Origin of the sequence: Streptomyces cucumeris, from assembly GCF_024295805.1 — a bacterium.
GTDB classification, from domain to species: domain Bacteria; phylum Actinomycetota; class Actinomycetes; order Streptomycetales; family Streptomycetaceae; genus Streptomyces; species Streptomyces cucumeris.
Genome location: NZ_JANCLX010000006.1, coordinates 280,465 through 296,443 on the forward strand (window position 1 = coordinate 280,465; position 15,979 = coordinate 296,443).

The window sequence follows — 15,979 nt, forward strand, 5'->3', positions numbered from 1 at the left end:
CAAATACTAGTATCAGGGCAAAAAAAGGGGAGCGACCTAGAGCCGCGCCGCACGAAGGCTCAGGGTCACGGCTTCGTGATCCCTGATGTGCAGATCAAAGGGGCGAGTCCGCGCTTCTGCCAGCGCCGGAGCGTCGCTGTCCCCTCGAATTGCGGCCCGGATCGCTTCCGGCGAATCCAGCCGCGCTACAGAAAGACCGCGCTTCTCCGCGAAGAGCTGAAGTGCGCGGGAACCGACTCCCGAAGTGGAGTCGGCATATGCCGGGTAGGTGACCGGCGAAACGTCAAAGAGGTTGACCTTCTGAAGAGTCCGAAGCGGGAAACCGTCGTCGTCCTCGGCCCAGGAATCGCCCTCGGGGCCAGAAGTCTTGAAGCCGAAGCTCGACTGTGAAACATCCCCCCGTTCCATGGCCGTGGCCAGGTCGCGGGCGTAAGTCGTGTCGGGCATGTCGACTTCGTAATGAAGCCCCGTGCTGTCCTCGGAAAGGCGAAGCGTGCCGCTTCGGTTCCTGCCGAGGATCAGGTTCGGGTCGTGATTGAAAAGAGCGCGAATGTCATCGCGGCCGATGCTCTCTGCCGTCGCCCCCTGGGCGACACGTTCACGAAAGCCGCCGAGGTTCGAGGAACGGGCGTCCCACTTCAGCGCATAGCCGTAGAAGTTGAACGTCCCGCCCTCGGATCGAACCTCGAATTCGGTAGGGACTGCCCTACGCTCCATCTGCATTCTGTTGGTCCTTCTGATCCGTAGCGTTCGGGTCCTGGTTTGCGTTCGGGTCCGCGTTTGGATCAGGGACAACGGGGGGCACCGGAAGGGCTGGTGGAGTCTGGCCGGCCTCGGCCTTCTTCTCTTCCTTGCCGTCGTCCCCGACTACGCCAAGGTTCAAGGGCCGGTAGAACTTCTGCCCGAGCTTCTTCGGGAGCGGCGGAAGGTCTTCCATTGCGCGAATCTCATCCGCGTTCAAGAAGCCGTTGTTCAGGGCGACTTGATACGCCTCGTATCGGTCCTTCGTCTTCGCTCGAAGTCGAGCGTCCACGTTGAAGCGGATGTACTGAAGGCCGGGAAGGAGGAAGGTGCTTACCGCTTGCTCAATGCGAACGATCCAGGGCATCAGCGTCTGGTCTACGAAGAACTTGTTCTGTTCCTCGATACCGGTTCCCCAGGTCGAGCTAACGGAAGAGTCGACCAGGTAAGCGGGAACGCGATAGAGAAGAGCGATCTCCGTCTTCTGGAACCTTCGCGTTTCGAGGAATTGAGCCTGCTCCGGGCTAAGCGTGATCGGCTTGAAGGAAGCCCCACCGGTAAGCACACCGACGCTGTGACTGTTCTTCACGCCCGCGTGCGTCTTCCGGAACATGTCTCGGAGAAGTCGCGCTTCATCAGGCCGCGGGCTACCCGGGTGCTCGATGACGCCGGCCATCGTGGTGCCCTGTTCGAAGAACCGGGAACCGAACTCCTCGGCAACCAGCCCCAGGCCGATAGCCTCTCGGGCAACGTCAATCGGGGACAGACCCCGGCTTGCGCCCGGAACCGTGAAGGCCGGAATGTGGAGAAGCTGAGACCGGTCTAGGACGCCCTGAACGGCGCCCTGGTCGTCGCTCACCTCAAAGCGGTTGTCCCCTAGGGGGCCGTCGAGAATGCTCACGTACTGCGGGTGAAGGCAGTACAGAGCGGCAACTTCGCCCCTGTCGTTCCGCAGCGTGTAGATGAACGCGTTGCCATCAGTCAGAAGACTGATGATGACGCGGAACCAAAACTCGTAGCTCGTCTGAAAGGGGTTCGGCTGTCGAATCCAGCGCGGCGACCGAACGGGATCGAAGGTTTCCTTCTGTCCGTTGATCTTCGTGTAGTGGTCGACCGGAAGGGACGCGACCGCATCCCCAATGAGGGACTGGCAGGCGTAAACCGCAATCATCTGAATCGAGTTGCGACGCGACACCTTGCGCCCCGAAGAGGTGCGAACCATGCCGACCGACTCAATGTCGCGCGCCCAATCCGAGGCCGCGCCAGACACCGCCGAGCGAAGTTCGCCAATGCGTGTAAACAGGCTCACTGCCGCTTACCCCCGTCCGTCGCGTACCCGAGAAGCCCGAGGCACACGGCCACCGCGAAATGCCCGAGAGGGCGCGCAACGTCGTAGGCAGCCACAGCGGCGAAGCCGAGGCTGCCCACCTGAAAGACGTTCGGGACAAACGAATTGGCGACCGACCGGAGCGAGCGGCCCAGCTTGGGCCGATCCATGAATCTCCTAATCGTCGTCGTCAAGGAAGTAATCCCTCTGCCGTGAGGCAGGAGTAAGGAGGGCTTCCAAGTCGGAATCTGAGTACTCTTCGTTGAAGTTCACGAAGGTCACATGAACCTCTTCGTCCGCTGGAAGGGCGGTAAGGAAGAAGGCGTTAGCCAAAGCGGCGATACCGTCGATCTTCTCGCCGGACTTCGCCTTAGAAGGCTTGACGAGGCCATCCCCGGTAACGTCGAGTTCGACGTTATCCGCCATCCAACGAAGCACCGGATGCCCGCCGTGGTGCAGCTCCCGAGCCGCTAGCGCGCTCTCAATGGCCTTGCTCGGGTCATTGAGTCGAGCCGCACTCTGCGGAACCTTCACGGCCGTAAGGCCCTGTTCCTCAAGCTCGTTCACAAGCTGAGTGGCATTCCACGGGTCATAGCCAAAGCACCGAAGGCGGAACGTTTCTGCGTCCCGCGCGATGTGCCGGAAGATGGCCTTGAAGTCCGTAGTCGGACCCTCGGTCACCGTCAAATAGCCTTCGCGCTCCCAGACTTCGAAGCTCGACTTCATAGCGCTTCGCTTCGCGACCGCCGGCCTGGGAACCCAGAAGTGCGGGACAACCGTCCAGCCGTCCGCGTCCGGGTCACTCGGGCTACCGGGGAACAGGAGAACCCACGCGTTGAAGTCGCCCGTTGCGGCCAGGTCGATACCCGCATAGCAGGGACGGCCCTTCAGCCGTTCGCGGTCGACCTTCAGTGATCCGTTCTCGTCCCACAGGTGCATGTCGAGCCACCGGTTAGCCTGGCTAACCCACTGATTCAAGCGGAAGACCCTGAAGCTGTTTTGAGCTGTTGGCTTCTCGGCCGCTTCCATGGCTTCGGCGCGAAGGTTGTTGATGTTCAGGAAGGAACCGAGGGCCGGATTCGCCAGGTACCAACCCGTCCCCCTCGGATGCTCCTCCGAGGGCGGCCGGCCTTCGTCCTTCCAATCCCAGTCATCCGGCACGTTCCGCGCGAACACGAATCGCGCCGGGTCTAGGTTCTGGTCTTCACGAACACGAAGGGAGTGTTCGTGTTCCTCAAGCGCGAAGGCCGCGGTTCGGTATGCAGCCGTTGTCGCCGCGATCATGATCGGCTGTCGACGGGTACCGAAACCCTGCCGCATGGCATCCCAGAGATGCCGATCCCGCTGGGTCAGAACCTCATCAAACAGAACCATCGAAGGGTTCGTTCCGAGGGCGCCCGCGGCGTCACCGGGCAAGACCTGATAGAACGAATTCGTCTTGCGGTCGATGATCCGCTTCTTCGAATCGATGATCTCAAGCCGGTTCGAGAGAATAGGATTCAGCTCAACCATTCGCTTCGCAGTGTTGTAGACCAAACCGGCCTGATCGCGGTCAGCCGCAACCGAGTACACTTCGGCGGACTCTTCGAAGTCGCCGACCAAACCGAGTAGCGCGAATGCCGAAAGAAGTTCGGACTTCCCATTCTTGCGCGCCATTTCGAGCCACGCAATACGGTACTGGCGTACATACTCGTTGTACTGGTCGTCATACATGACCGTTCCGAAGAGCGGCTTGACGATCTCTTCCTTCTGCCAAGGATCGAGAAGGAACGGGGCGCCCGCATGGCGCCCCTTCGTGTGCACAATCAGCTTCTCCACGAAGTTGATTGCGTGCGCGGCCTTCTTCTCGTCGTAGTAGAAGAAGCCTTCTCGCGCATCCACCGGGCCGAAAGGTGAAGGAACGATACCGTCGTTCACTGGTCACCCCCTGCCCGTATCGTCTTTGCATAGTCCAAAGACCGGTTAAGGGGCGGAATCACTCACACCCGATTGCCCTTCGAAGAATTGCAACCGAGGTGTGCCGCCTGACAATTGCTTTCGACGTGCCCCGGAGTGCCGGGGCCGTGCGACAGGGGAACGATGTGGTCGAGCGACTTACTGAGCGGCTTCGGGAACCGAATCACCTTGTCGATTGGCTCGCCGCAAAGCTGACAGACCCAGCCATCGCGATTGAAGACCCGCGTCCGACTCACCTTCGAGTACGGAACACCCCATCCTTCACACCGAAGCTTTAGCGCGTACTCGCGACGCGACAGCCACCCCGCCGGCCTACGCCTACGGCGCTTCTTCTTCAGGGCCTCGGCCATCGGGCGGGTACTCCTCTGCTAGGGGGCGATCGGGAAAAGGTGGGCGCTCTCCGAAGTCGTCTCGCTGACCACCGTGGTGCCGTAGAAGTCGAGAGAGCGTGTGTTCATCACTCGCCCGGGGTTCACGGCCGCATAGAGCGCAAGCTTCGCGCTCATGTAGTCCATGGCGATCTGATCAAGCTCGGGAGTGCGCTCTACGTCCGGCGAGAAGGGGAAACCTTCGCTCGGGATGTCCTCGGCGAAAGAGAACCGGTATTCGCGGTTCGCGGAAGTGGTAGCCATTGCGGAGCCTCGATCCGGGAAGGCGTGTAAACGTGTTAGGCGCGCTACGGGATTCGAACCCGCGTTGCCCCCGGACAGGGGGAGTTCTAGGCCGCTGAACTAAGCGCGCGTTCCCTCCGTCAGGTGATCAGCCCGAGTTTCAGGAACAGGGGAGCTACCCCATCGCTGGTGTGGAAGGAATCGAACCCTCGACGTGCGGGTTTGGAAGCCGCCGCTCTACCACTGAGCTACACACCACCGGGCGCCAGCGCTTCACTGAGAGGCTGCCTGGCGCAAGACAAGAAGGGAGCCCCCACGGAGCGCGACCGCCCTTCGCGGGTCGACGTGGGGGCTCAACCCCGGCGCCTGGGAGGGCGCCTGAGTGCCCCTGTCAGCTCAGGAGAGACAGAACCTGAGCGTCGGGGCCGTCCTCGGCCGCAGACGGCACAGAGAGCCGCGTACGGTCCGAGGGAGACAGGCCGAAGCGGCTACCGAACTTCAGCATCAAGTCGGCCGCGTCGCGCATCACTTGAGCCGCCGGGTTTTTGACAAGGCCGCCGTCTCGGCCGGCCACAAGCGGGCCGTACTCGGCCATGGCTTCCCGGGCCGCGTTGAACGTAGCCCAGGCTTCGCAGTAGGCCACCAGATACGCGCGGTCGACCCGCGCCAGAAGGCCCAGGCCGTCAAGCTCGGGCACGATCCGGCCCCACTCGGCCAGGGCTTCGCCCTTGAGGTCCGCGGGCGGCCTGGGGGCGCCCCTCGTCGGCTCCGGCTCGGTGCCGTTCAGCCGCTTCTTCGACGGGTTCCCCTTCAGCTCGACCAGCTTGGAAGGGGTCGGGGGCGGTCCGGGCACGGCTGCAACCTCTCTCGGGTCTGAATTCCCCTTTCTGGGAAACACTTCTGTCAATTGCGCGGAGTCATCCGCGCTGGTCAACGGCCTAGGCGGTTGCACGCTCCGCTAACCGGAGCCATCCGGATTCCCACGAACTCAGGCGAACCCCCGCGCGCTCGCAGAGAGGGAAGGCGGCGGGTGCGGGGAAGGGGCCCCAGATCGTTTCGACCTCCCCCTACCGGCCTCGAAGGGCCGAGACTCTGAACCAGGATGCTCGTCAGTGCGTGATCTGGTGTGGTCTCGGCCTGGCCGTAAGCAGAGCGGTCGACTCCCCGGGCGCGCCGGTCGCATCGAATGCCCTGCCGTCTTCACGGCGAGCCTTTCGGCTCATCGCGGGGATTGTGCGGGGTTAGTACCGCTTCCCTTTTCGGTAGTCGTTCTCTCGTCGTGTATTGCATGAGCGACAGAGAACACGAACGTTGTCGATCACGTTCGTCCCACCTTCCTTCAATGGAAGGATGTGGTCCCCGGTTAGGTCATTGCCTGTTCCGCAGAAAGAACAGTAGGGCTGAAGCCTGATGGCTTCGGCTCTTACCTTCTGCCATTGATAGTCATAGCGTCCACGCGTGCGCGTGTTCTTGCTCTTGTGCTTGCGTGGTGCGTTAGCGCATAGGGCACATGATGTGCCCAGGGCATAGAGCTTCTTATGCCTACTGCACATGCTGTATGGCATGGGGATAGCACCCCCTTCCGGGGGTGCCCCCTGTATTGGGGCGGCCTGTTGGCCGCTTCTTCATTAGCTATAGACCTGTTGCTATGCCCAGGCTCTTACGGCCTGGGCTGAAGAAGTTCCTTCTATAGGGGCGCCCTCGGGAGGGGCGCCCTTCTGCTACTGCTCTCTGTCGTTCGCAGTAGCTCTATAGCTCTGGCCCCCGATCCCCCCGGTCTTCGCTCGCTCCGCTCACTCAGCCCGACCCCCTTACCCCCTGCGGGGCCTGTAGACCTGTTAGCTCGGCCAGGGCCTCACCGAGGGCCGCTGACCTGGGCAGCGTTGATTCCGCCAGGGCAGCGAAGCTAGGTTTTGGAGGACCAGAAGGGGCGGCGCCGAGGGGTGCCGTTCCGCTCACCCCATCGACCGCCCGGAGCCACCCCGGCCCGGTTTTCATGCGGTCGGTAACTAGTATTTGGAATGGTGGCCCCGTGACGCTGGTCAAGGCTGTCGAGATGATCCGGCCCTTCGAGGGCCTGCCCCACCACGAAACGGCCGTGGCGCAACTTCACGTCGCGGCCGGCCGCGGGAAGAGGGAGCTTCACCAGGCCGCCTATCGAATGCGAAACGCCTTCGTCGCCTACGACTACGCCGTCAGCTACGGAAAGGCCGAATCGTGAGCGATGAATCCGTATCCCTGCTGTTCGGCCTGGCCATCCTCGGAGTCTTCAATCTGGCTCTGTTCGTGGTCCTGACCCTGAATGAACTTCGCGAAGAACGGCCTAAGAGGGGGAAGCACCGTGGATAGCGAAGTGATCGAGCTGGACAGCCTTCCGGCCGAGGAGAGAGAGCGAATTCTGAAGGATCTCTTCGAAGGGGTCGAGAACGACTGTGAGTAGCGGGGCCTCGACGGTCCCCCGCATCTTGGAACTGTGCGCCGGTTACGGCGGGGTCGGGATGGCTGTAGAGGCACTAACGGGGGGTCGGGTTGCATGGGTCGCGGACAACGATCCGAGTAAGGCCCTGATTCTGGCGCGACGGTTCCCCGGAGTGCCGAATCTCGGGGACATTACTGAAATTGACTGGTCGACGCTCTCCGAACACGGCGTAGACATCATCACGGCCGGTTTTCCGTGCCAGGACATCAGCAATGCGGGGAAACGGGTTGGTATCGAAGGGTCGCGCTCGGGAATCTGGGCGAACGTATCGGACGCCGTTCGCATTCTTCAGCCGAGACTCGTCTTCCTGGAAAACGTCTCCGCCATCCGAAGCCGAGGACTCTCCCGAGTACTCGGGGACCTGGCCGCGTGCGGGTATGACGCGGTCTGGACGTGCTACCGAGCTTCCGCCGCTGGTGCCCCCCACCACCGCGATAGGTGGTTTCTCGTTGCCGCTCCTGCCGACCCCAACGGCCGCTGACGGCCGCCGAGGACCGGACTACGCGAAGGCCGCTCGGCCTGGGGCTGGTGGCGACGATCTCGTAACCGCCATGGCCCGACTGTGGCCCCGGGACAAGACCGAGAAGCTACTGAAGACCCCCACGGCGAATCTGTCGCGCAACGGCGCCCCGCAGCACCCCGACAAGCGGAAAGAGGGCGGCCACGGCCCGACCCTCGAAGACGAAGTGTGCTTCCTACTGAACGTCGAGCCTGGGGCCGACTACGGAGGGGACTTCAGCCCCTCGGGCTGGTGGGGCGACTTCGCGCCCGCCGTCCGCCGATGGGAAGTCCTCACGGGGCAACCGGCGCCCGTGCCGGTCGAGTACGGGCCGCGCGGCGGCCTTCGCCTGGCCCCCCGCTTCGCTGAGTGGCTGATGGGGATCGTGCCCGGCTGGATCACGAAGGTCGACGGCCTCGACCGCGGCCAACAGTTGAAGGCCGTCGGTGACGGGGTTGTTCCTCAGCAAGCCTTCGCCGCGTTCGCTCACCTACTCGGGGAGCTGGAGAGGAGAGACGGTGCAAGCGTCGGCGACGTTGCCTAGCGAAGAGATGGCCAGGGCCGTATACAACGCCCTGTGCTTCCTTCCGGCGCGAGCGATGGTGAAGACCGCGCGGATTCAACTCGGCCCCGCCGGCCTCACGGTGACGGGTACGGACGGGTACGCAATTGGCCAGGACGCGGCGCCGGTTGAGGACTACGAAGGGCCCGCGGATGGCGTGACGCTGCACGTCGACCGGACCGCCCTGGCGGACCTCGACACGGGCGGCAGGAAGGATAAGAAGGGCTTCGGCAGGCTCGAAGTGAAGCCCGGTGACGGCCTGATTTTCCGGCCGGGCAACAACGACACCCCCACGGCGGCTCAGGACGCTTCGGCCCAGGCCGATGAACGGCTCTGGGGGATGCTCGACAGCCTGTTTACACGCCTCGACGGGCGGCCCCTGGCCGTGCCCGAGCTGGTCGCCTTCGACCCCGCCCTTCTGGCGCGGTTCTCCAAGGTGAAGGCCCCGAAGGGGAAAGACGGCCTCGGCCGCGCGCTCGACATGTGCGTCTACGACTCGAAGGAACCGATCCTGTGCAAGATCGGCCCTACCTTCCGGGGCGTGATCATGCCGATTGATCGGGAAGTGCACGAAGAGAACGTTGGCCAGGACGGCCTTTGGTAGCAAGAAGCCCCCGACCCTGAACGGTCGGGGGCTTCTTGCATTCCGTCACCGGACTACTCGGCGCCTCGGTGCGACCCCTGGTAGGCGGCCAGGGCTTCACGGAAGCGCTGGCCCTGTTCACCCTTCGGGGCCTTGATTCGCGTCGGGTTCAGGTCCAGCACGGGCCGTCGGGCGTCCGTGACCGGCTTGCCGTTCTCGACAGCGCGGACAAAGGGAGCCAGGGCCAAGACCACCTTCTCTGAAAGAAGCGTGGTCCCGATCAGGGGGCGAGCCGCTTCGACCAGCTCGGCGGTAGCGGCTTCCTCCGGAACGGGGGTCTCCTCCGCTGCCGGAGCATCATCCGGGGGCGACGACTGCATGGGCGCGCCGAGTGAAGGGGCCCAATCCTCGATCGCTACGACCGCGTGACCGGTACGCGCGCTCTTCTTGGTCCGCGGTGCCGCCTGTTCGACGCCGAGGCCGTACAGCTCGACCAGCGGCCCCCTGTGCTCGCCGCAAAGGTCTACGTCCTTCGGCTTTCCGCCCCTGATGATCGTGAAGCCCTCCACGTCATCGTCAGTGCCGCACACGTCGCACCTGACTAGCTCGATGACCTCTTTAGCCACGGCTTCCCCTCCTCTCGTCCAGCACGACGAGCTTACCGCCGTCGAGATCGGCCATAAGGAACGGCTTGCCCTTGATCATGTCGGCGTAACGCTGCCGTTCGATGTCAAGACCTAGGTACCGCTCGGTCGTACTCACTTCCTTGTGGTTCAACGCCGCCTGCACGATCCGAAGCGCGTTGTCGTGCCCGTGCGCTCGGGCATCTTCGTAGAGGATGCGGGCGAAGGAACGGCGCAAGGTGTGCCAGGCATCCCCGGGGTCAAGCTCAATCCCCGCGGCTTCGGCGACATCCTTGATGATCACATGCGGATGACTGATCATCCCTTCGGGATTCAGGACTCGATCCCGGTTCGGCTCCTGGGCGTGGCCGGCCTTGAAGAAGGGCCGAAGGCAGACCGGAAACAGGTAGTGGTTCCGCTTCAGCGTTCCCGCGGCTTCCGTGTAGGTGGTCAGCCAGGACCGAAGCTCTTGTTCCAGGTCGAGAGAGAGCGGAAGAGTCACCTCTTCCTTCGTCTTCGGGAGGTAGACGTACAGCTCCCCCTTCTGGAAGGACACGTCTCGGACGCGCATCCGCACGGCCTCGGAGATGCGAAGACCCGTGTTGGCTACGAAGGCGATCAAGGCTCGGTCCCGCGGGAAGGCCGCCGCGTTGAGGAGTAGTCGAAGCTCGGCGCGCGTCATCCGATAGCGGCTCCGGTTGCTCTGAGTGGACTTCTCCCGAAGGCCCTCGGTGAGCTGTTCCATCGTTCGGAGGGTCCATTCCCGCCGCTCACACCACCGCAGGAAACTGCGGATGCTCATCCGGTAGTTCGCCAAGGTCGTATCCCCCGCGTTCTCATGCAGGCCGCCGGGCCCATAGAAGAAATCTTCGACGTGGTGACTCCGCAGTGAACTTACGTGGCAGTCATCGACCCGCGCGACGAAGCGCCGGAACAGGCTCCGCAGGTAGTACATCGGCCGATCCTCGGTCGGATTGCCAGACCGAGACCGGCTCTTCTTCCCCTGGGCTTCTCGCTGAGCGACATACTCGTTCGTCGCGATACTAAGTTTTGGAGTAACAGACCTGGCCATCCCAAACCTACCCTTCGGCGCGTCCACTCGACCGCCGCGCGGCAGGTCTGATCAGCGACTTCCAGGGAATCCTAGCATTTGGAAACTAGACTTCAGGACAACTGCACCGTGCACGCCGACCCCGGATTCCCGGCCAGCGTCGGCGAGCGGGTGTCGGTGGGCCACAACGCGGTGCTGCACGGCTGCACCGTCGAGGACGATGTGCTGATCGGCATGGGCGCGACCGTCCTCAACGGTGCGCATATCGGGGCGGGCTCGCTGGTGGCCGCCCAGGCGCTGGTGCCGCAGGGGATGCAGGTGCCGCCGAACTCACTGGTGGCCGGGGTCCCGGCGAAGGTCAGGCGCGAGCTCACCGAGGAGGAGCGCGAGTCGATCCGGTTCAACGCCACGGGCTATGTCGAGCTGGCCCGCCAGCACCGCGCGGCCGCGGAGGAGCGGGCGCGGCAGGAGGGCCTGCCCAGCTGAGCGGAACCGCTCAGTCGGCGGCCGGGACGGGCTCCGGCTCGGCCGCCTCGGTTCCGGCCTTGGCGGCCGCCGCCGCATTGGCCTTCTTCGAGCGCCGCTTCATGATGAGCATCGAGCCGAGGCCGAAGAGCAGGGCGATGACCAGACCGAGCCAGGAGAAGCGCTTGAGCCAGTCCTCGGCGACCTTGCCGACCGAGTAGATGACCGCCGTGGTGCCGCCCGCCCAGATGATGCCGCCGAGCACATTGGCGATGAAGAACTTCCAGTACGGCATGCGCAGCACACCGGCGAGCGGGCCCGCGAAGATCCGCAGCAGGGCGATGAAACGGCCGAAGAAAACCGCCCACATGCCCCACTTCTGGAAGGAGCGCTCAGCGGTGGCCACATGCTCGGCGCTGAAGTGCCGGGGGAACTTGCGCCCCAGCCACTCCAGGAGTGGTTCGCCGCCCTTCCGGCCGATCAGATAGCCGATGGAGTCGCCGATCACCGCGCCCGCGATGGCGCACGACCCCAGGATGTAGGGGTTGATGTGGTCCTGCGAGGCCGCCAGCAGCGTCGCGCTGACGAGGATGATCTCTCCTGGAAGCGGGATACCCAGGCTCTCCAGGCCGATGACGAGGCCCACGAGAAGATAGACGCTGACCGCGGGTACGCTCTCGAGCCATTCCTCGATGTGCAACGCCGGTTCCTCCCCGTGTGCCGATCCCTGCCGGGCGCGCACCGCTTTCGGCGCACGCCCGGGAAGCCTACTCAATCGGCGAGCCGTCGCCATCATCCCCAGGTCGTGCTCCGGGGCGCGTCGGCGTACTGCGGAAGGGGCGGCTTCAGGACTGCGGCCTCAGGGTCCATGTGATCGACATCTCGCCGGTCACCGCCCCGTCCTCACGGGTGATCTCGACGTTCACCGGGAATTCCGGACGCTCCCCCGCGTCCAGCTCGGCGATCACATCGGCGACCGGGCGGCCGAGCCGGGCCGTCGCGGTGACGGGGCCCATGGCCAGCTTCTTGAAGGCGATCTCGGAGCGCACGGCCAGCGGTACGGCACGGCCGAGCTGGTCGCCGAAGGCGGCGATCACGATCGCGCCGCTCGCGGACTCGGCGAGGGTGAACATCGCGCCCGCGTGCGGCCCACCGACGTGGTTGTGGAAGTCGGGCTGGTCCGGCAGGCGCAGGACGGCGCTCTCGGCCGTCGCCTCGACGATCTCCAGGTTCAGGGTGCGCACCATGGGAACGGTGGCAGCGAGCATCTCGCCGATGGACGGCATGGTCTGTGACATGCCCCGGAAGTTACCACCCGGTAGCAAAGCGGGGAAAGGGGCAGCCGTAGCCGCGGTCAGCACCCACCCTTAGGGTTGCTGGCCATGTGGCCAGGACAGCAGCCGCCCGGGGGCGAGCAGAACCCGCACGAGCAGAACCCCTATCAGCAGCCGGGGTACCACCAGCCCAACCCGTATCAGCAGCCGGGCTATCAACAGCCGAATCCCTATCAGCAGCCGCCGCAGCAACAGCAGCCCCAGCAGCAGCCGCAGCCGGGCCAGCCCGCCTATCCCGGTCAGCCGCAGCAGCAGCCGGGGTACGCCGGACCGCATCAGCAGCCGCACCCGCAGCAGCCGCCGCAGGGATGGGGTGGCCCCTCCGCGCCGCCCGGGGCACCGCAGCCTCCGCACAAGAAGCGCACGGCCACCATCGCGGTCGTCACGGCGGTGGCGGTGGTGGCGGCCGCCGCGGTGGCCGCGGTGTTCGTCCTGGGCAAGGACGACGGCGAGAACGACGAGTCGAACGGCAAGAAGCCCAGCGGCTCCTCCGCCCCCGCCTCCTCCGAGGCCCCTTCCGGTAGTGACCGGGGGGACGACAACCCGCGGGACGGGGAGGACGAGGAGGACGTCAAGCCCGTCATACCCGGCTGGAAGACGGTGGTCAGCGCCAAGCGGCACAACGCCTTCGACGTGCCCGCGAACTGGGGGGTCGAGTCCTCCGGTCTGAGCATCGGCTTCGAGGACGACAACGGCAAGCCGCTCGTCGTCATGTCCGCCCCCGGGATCTACAAGAAGGACTACTGCACGGTCAAGGACGAGGACGGCTACGAGAACAAGAGCGACGCCGCCGGGGCGGGCTCCAAGGGCGCCCAGGGAGCCAAGAGCGAGGCGTCCGCCGCCCGGATCGAGGCGGGCAACTGGGCCTTCGCCGCCTTCGACCAGGACAAGACCGGCAAGCTCAAGGTCGGCCAGTCCAAGAAGTTCACCAGCGACCACGGGCTCAAGGGCTACACCGCCTCCGCCACCGTCACCGGGGTCAAGAAGACCGACAAGTGCACCACGGACGGGAAGTCGGTGGCCGTCTCCTACACCGACACCAACGGCGACTTCGCGACATGGGTGCTCTACTCCGAGAAGGGGACCAAGAACGAGGTCCCGGACGCGACCATCAAGAAGATCATGAGCAGTCTGCGTCCGCTGAAGTCCGAGACCGGCTTCTGACCGCCGTGGCCGGATTCCGGTTGGACGCCGGGCCCCGCTCCCGGGGATAGTCCGCTGGTGACCACTCCCCGGGCCCCGCGCTCCCGACCCCGCCGCCCCTCGTGGGCCGGACGCAACTACACACTGCTGACCGCCGCCGCCGTGGCGACGGGCCTCGGAAACGCCGGGGCCCTCATCGCCGCGGCGTTCGCGGTGCTCGACGCGGGCGGGGACAGCGGTGACGTCGGTCTGGTGGCCGCGGCCCGCACCGTGCCGCTCGTGGTGTTCCTGCTGATCGGCGGAGCCCTGGCGGACCGGCTGCCGCGGCATCGGGTGATGGTCGCGGCCAACGCCGTGAACTGCCTGTCGCAGGCGGCCTTCGCGGCCCTGGTGCTCTCCGGTGAGGCACAGCTGTGGCAGATGGCCCTGCTCTCCGCGATCGGCGGCACCGGACACGCCTTCTTCTCCCCCGCCGCCGAGGGCATGCTGCTGTCCACCGTCACCAGCGAACAGGCGGGCCGCGCCTTCGCGTTCTTCCGGATCGGGGTGAACGGCTCGCAGATCGGCGGCGCCGCACTCGGCGGCGCGCTCATCGCGGTCGTGGGCCCCGGGTGGATGCTGGCCGTGGACGCCGTCGCCTTCGCCGTCGCGGGCTCCCTGCGCGCTTTTCTCGACGTCAGTGAGGTGGCCCCGCGCGAGCCGGGCGGCGGGATGCTGGCCGATCTGCGCGATGGATGGCGGGAGTTCGCCACCCGGCCCTGGCTGTGGAGCATCGTGCTGCAGTTCTCCGTGGTCAACGCCGTGGTGGGCGCGGCCGAGGCGGTCTACGGTCCGCTGGTCGCCGAGGAGCATCTGGGCGGGGCCCGGCCGTGGGGCTTGGCCCTGGCCGCGTTCGGCGCCGGAACCGTCCTCGGCGGAGTGCTGATGACGCGCTGGCGGCCGCAGAGAATGCTGCTCGCGGGCACGCTGTGCGTCCTGCCCCTGACCATGCCGTCGGCCGCGCTCGCCGTCCCGCTCCCGGTGCCGCTGCTGGCCGTGGTGATGTTCCTCAGCGGGACCGCCATCGAGGTGTTCGGAGTGTCCTGGATGACCGCGCTGCACCAGGAGATTCCGGAGAACAAGCTGTCGCGGGTCGCGGCCTACGACATGTTCGGCTCGATCGCCTTCCTCCCCGTGGCCATGTCCCTCGCGGGCCCGGCCGAGGGCGCCTTCGGCCGGACGGCCTCGCTGTGGGGCTGTTCGGCGCTGATCCTGCTGCTGACCCTGGCCGTGCTGACCGTGCCGGACGTCCGCCGACTGCGGCGGCGGGAATCGGAACCCGTCGTCAAGGGGCCGGTCGCGGAGGGGATGCCCGCCGCCGAGAGACCGCTCCGTGTGGAGTCCATCCTCCCCGACCCGACGACGGACGAGGGTCAGCACCGCGCCCTGCCGTAGTGCCGTGCCAGTGCGTGGAACGCCTCCTTCGGCTCCCAGTGCCAGTGGGCCGTGGGCTCCTCGGGCGTCTTCCAGATCGCCTTCACCAGGCTGTAGCCGGCCATGTCGAGGTCGTAGCGCGGCTGGTGCCGGTGCGGGGCGTCAGGGGTGACGAACTGATACACCAGGGCCGCGTAGAGGCCCATTGACTCGAACACATCGACCAGATCGGTGAGATAGGCGGCCTGGGTACGCTCACTGCGGACCAGGTCGCCGATGATCTCGGGAGGCTCCTTGTCGTAGTCGACGGTGTCCCAGCCCATCCCGCCCCGCTCCGGGGCTCCCCGGTAGGTGCAGGTGCCGAACTCGGAGATGACCACCGGCTTGCCCCACCGCTGGTACGGCGCCAGCTCACGGACATGGTCGGCCCGGCGGGGGCGGGACGCGTAATAATTGACGCCGACCAGGTCGAAGAGGCTCCAGTCCACTTCCTCGTCCTGTGCCGCGCCGTAGGTCATCCGGCCCCGGAAGACGGATCTGCCGACCTTCGCGGCCTGCGCGGTGAACGAGCGCAGCTCCCGCACCAGCGTCCGCGGGTCGTAGTTCCCGCTCGTCAGGTTCCTGATGCGCTCCACCGCGTCGGCACCGGGCACGATGCCGGGCACGAAGAGCATGAACTCGGCGCCGACGCTGAGGTGGACCTCGGCCCCCTGACGCCGCATCTGCTCGGCATGGCGCCCCGTTTCGGCCAGGTGCTCGAGGATCTCCGCCCGAGGAACATTGGCCAGCCGTGGCTGGAGCCATACGTGCAGCCCGCGCTCGGCCGCCTCCGACGAGGTGGCCGCCAGCCGCTCGACACCGGTGCCGAAGACCGAGACCGAGCTCGCGTGCAGCTCGTCCTTGATCACTCGGATGTCCCGTCGCATCCGGGTGGCGTCCCAGCCGGTGAACGGTGTCTCTCCGTCGATGACCTCGTAGGACACCCCGCGGTGGGTCAGCCCCCGCCGACCGCCCGGTGTGTGCAGCGTCCCGGTCTCCTTGGGCACCCCTCCGGCCCCCGCCGGGCCCGCTGTCAGCAACGGTCCCATCGCCCCCGCAACACCGACCGCCCCCGCCCTGGCCAGAAATCCGGCCCGGCTGATCCCCCTGCTGTGCGCCATGTCTCCCCCGCTGTGCCCTGCGTATCGTCCGT

19 protein-coding genes, 2 tRNA genes and 1 pseudogene are annotated in these 15,979 nt (G+C 65.7%); 7 read left to right on the forward strand and 15 right to left on the reverse strand.

Annotated features, from left to right (window positions below):
• Nucleotides 1–36: 36 nt before the first annotated feature.
• The 10 genes from NMK44_RS12080 to NMK44_RS42685 form a co-directional block, all read right to left on the reverse strand.
• Nucleotides 37–723, reverse strand: a complete 687-nt coding sequence (locus tag NMK44_RS12080; RefSeq protein WP_254741533.1) for an HK97 family phage prohead protease — start codon at nt 721–723, stop codon at nt 37–39.
• Nucleotides 707–2,050: a phage portal protein gene (locus NMK44_RS12085; protein ID WP_254741536.1), complete on the reverse strand. Its 1,344-nt coding sequence runs from the start codon at nt 2,048–2,050 to the stop codon at nt 707–709. The genes NMK44_RS12080 and NMK44_RS12085 overlap by 17 nt, the downstream gene beginning before the upstream one ends.
• Nucleotides 2,047–2,238, reverse strand: a complete 192-nt coding sequence (locus NMK44_RS12090; RefSeq protein WP_254741538.1) for a hypothetical protein — start codon at nt 2,236–2,238, stop codon at nt 2,047–2,049. The genes NMK44_RS12085 and NMK44_RS12090 overlap by 4 nt, the downstream gene beginning before the upstream one ends.
• A 7-nt stretch (nt 2,239–2,245) precedes the next feature.
• The gene (locus NMK44_RS12095) at nt 2,246–3,985 is read right to left on the reverse strand and encodes a terminase large subunit (RefSeq protein WP_254741541.1); all 1,740 of its coding nucleotides are present in this window, start codon (nt 3,983–3,985) and stop codon (nt 2,246–2,248) included.
• 62 nt (nt 3,986–4,047) lie between these two features.
• Complete coding sequence (locus NMK44_RS42680; RefSeq protein WP_374215259.1) at nt 4,048–4,374, reverse strand: HNH endonuclease; 327 nt, start codon at nt 4,372–4,374, stop codon at nt 4,048–4,050.
• Between the two features lie 18 nt (nt 4,375–4,392).
• Nucleotides 4,393–4,656 carry a hypothetical protein gene (locus NMK44_RS12100; protein WP_254741544.1) on the reverse strand — a complete coding sequence of 88 codons (264 nt, stop codon included), beginning with the start codon at nt 4,654–4,656 and terminating at the stop codon, nt 4,393–4,395.
• A gap of 38 nt (nt 4,657–4,694) precedes the next feature.
• Nucleotides 4,695–4,765: transfer RNA gene (locus NMK44_RS12105), tRNA-Asp, on the reverse strand.
• Nucleotides 4,766–4,821: 56 nt separating this feature from the next.
• Nucleotides 4,822–4,893: transfer RNA gene (locus NMK44_RS12110), tRNA-Trp, on the reverse strand.
• 133 nt (nt 4,894–5,026) lie between these two features.
• Entirely contained in the window at nt 5,027–5,488 is a 462-nt protein-coding gene (locus tag NMK44_RS12115) for a phage terminase small subunit P27 family (protein WP_254741547.1), read from the reverse strand.
• A 388-nt stretch (nt 5,489–5,876) separates the two neighbouring features.
• Nucleotides 5,877–6,200, reverse strand: a complete 324-nt coding sequence (locus NMK44_RS42685; protein ID WP_374215260.1) for an HNH endonuclease — start codon at nt 6,198–6,200, stop codon at nt 5,877–5,879.
• Nucleotides 6,201–6,667: 467 nt separating this feature from the next.
• Here NMK44_RS42685 and NMK44_RS12120 point away from each other — a divergent pair, with 467 nt between their 5' ends.
• From NMK44_RS12120 to NMK44_RS12135, 4 genes are all read left to right on the forward strand, one after another.
• Complete coding sequence (locus NMK44_RS12120) at nt 6,668–6,856, forward strand: hypothetical protein (RefSeq protein ID WP_254741550.1); 189 nt, start codon at nt 6,668–6,670, stop codon at nt 6,854–6,856.
• A gap of 277 nt (nt 6,857–7,133) precedes the next feature.
• On the forward strand, nt 7,134–7,595 hold the full coding sequence (locus NMK44_RS12125; protein ID WP_254741552.1) for a DNA cytosine methyltransferase: 462 nt from the start codon (nt 7,134–7,136) through the stop codon (nt 7,593–7,595).
• Between the two features lie 70 nt (nt 7,596–7,665).
• The gene (locus tag NMK44_RS12130; protein WP_254741554.1) at nt 7,666–8,157 is read left to right on the forward strand and encodes a DNA (cytosine-5-)-methyltransferase; all 492 of its coding nucleotides are present in this window, start codon (nt 7,666–7,668) and stop codon (nt 8,155–8,157) included.
• Nucleotides 8,158–8,212: 55 nt separating this feature from the next.
• Nucleotides 8,213–8,779 carry a hypothetical protein gene (locus NMK44_RS12135; protein ID WP_254741556.1) on the forward strand — a complete coding sequence of 189 codons (567 nt, stop codon included), beginning with the start codon at nt 8,213–8,215 and terminating at the stop codon, nt 8,777–8,779.
• A gap of 53 nt (nt 8,780–8,832) precedes the next feature.
• Here NMK44_RS12135 and NMK44_RS12140 read toward each other — a convergent pair whose 3' ends face one another.
• On the reverse strand, nt 8,833–9,384 hold the full coding sequence (locus tag NMK44_RS12140) for a hypothetical protein (protein ID WP_254741558.1): 552 nt from the start codon (nt 9,382–9,384) through the stop codon (nt 8,833–8,835).
• Nucleotides 9,377–10,336: a tyrosine-type recombinase/integrase gene (locus tag NMK44_RS12145; RefSeq protein ID WP_254741560.1), complete on the reverse strand. Its 960-nt coding sequence runs from the start codon at nt 10,334–10,336 to the stop codon at nt 9,377–9,379. The genes NMK44_RS12140 and NMK44_RS12145 overlap by 8 nt, the downstream gene beginning before the upstream one ends.
• Before the next feature lie 198 nt (nt 10,337–10,534).
• Between NMK44_RS12145 and NMK44_RS12150 the strand changes: the two are divergent.
• Nucleotides 10,535–10,918, forward strand: a pseudogene (locus tag NMK44_RS12150) (gamma carbonic anhydrase family protein); the annotation flags it as partial.
• 10 nt (nt 10,919–10,928) lie between these two features.
• Here the strand turns inward: NMK44_RS12150 and NMK44_RS12155 are convergent.
• Both NMK44_RS12155 and NMK44_RS12160 read right to left on the reverse strand, forming a co-directional pair.
• Complete coding sequence (locus tag NMK44_RS12155; RefSeq protein ID WP_254741562.1) at nt 10,929–11,597, reverse strand: DedA family protein; 669 nt, start codon at nt 11,595–11,597, stop codon at nt 10,929–10,931.
• Nucleotides 11,598–11,742: 145 nt separating this feature from the next.
• The gene (locus NMK44_RS12160) at nt 11,743–12,195 is read right to left on the reverse strand and encodes a DUF4442 domain-containing protein (protein ID WP_254741564.1); all 453 of its coding nucleotides are present in this window, start codon (nt 12,193–12,195) and stop codon (nt 11,743–11,745) included.
• A gap of 84 nt (nt 12,196–12,279) precedes the next feature.
• Between NMK44_RS12160 and NMK44_RS12165 the strand changes: the two genes are divergently transcribed.
• Both NMK44_RS12165 and NMK44_RS12170 read left to right on the forward strand, forming a co-directional pair.
• Entirely contained in the window at nt 12,280–13,395 is a 1,116-nt protein-coding gene (locus NMK44_RS12165) for a DUF8017 domain-containing protein (RefSeq protein WP_254741566.1), read from the forward strand.
• 57 nt (nt 13,396–13,452) lie between these two features.
• Nucleotides 13,453–14,808, forward strand: coding sequence for an MFS transporter (locus NMK44_RS12170; protein ID WP_254741568.1), 1,356 nt, complete (start codon nt 13,453–13,455; stop codon nt 14,806–14,808).
• On the opposite strand, the gene NMK44_RS12175 is transcribed toward NMK44_RS12170, so the two are convergent.
• Entirely contained in the window at nt 14,787–15,947 is a 1,161-nt protein-coding gene (locus NMK44_RS12175; RefSeq protein WP_254741571.1) for a glycoside hydrolase family 113 protein, read from the reverse strand. The two genes, NMK44_RS12170 and NMK44_RS12175, sit on opposite strands and share 22 nt — an antisense overlap.
• Between the last annotated feature and the right edge of the window lie 32 nt (nt 15,948–15,979).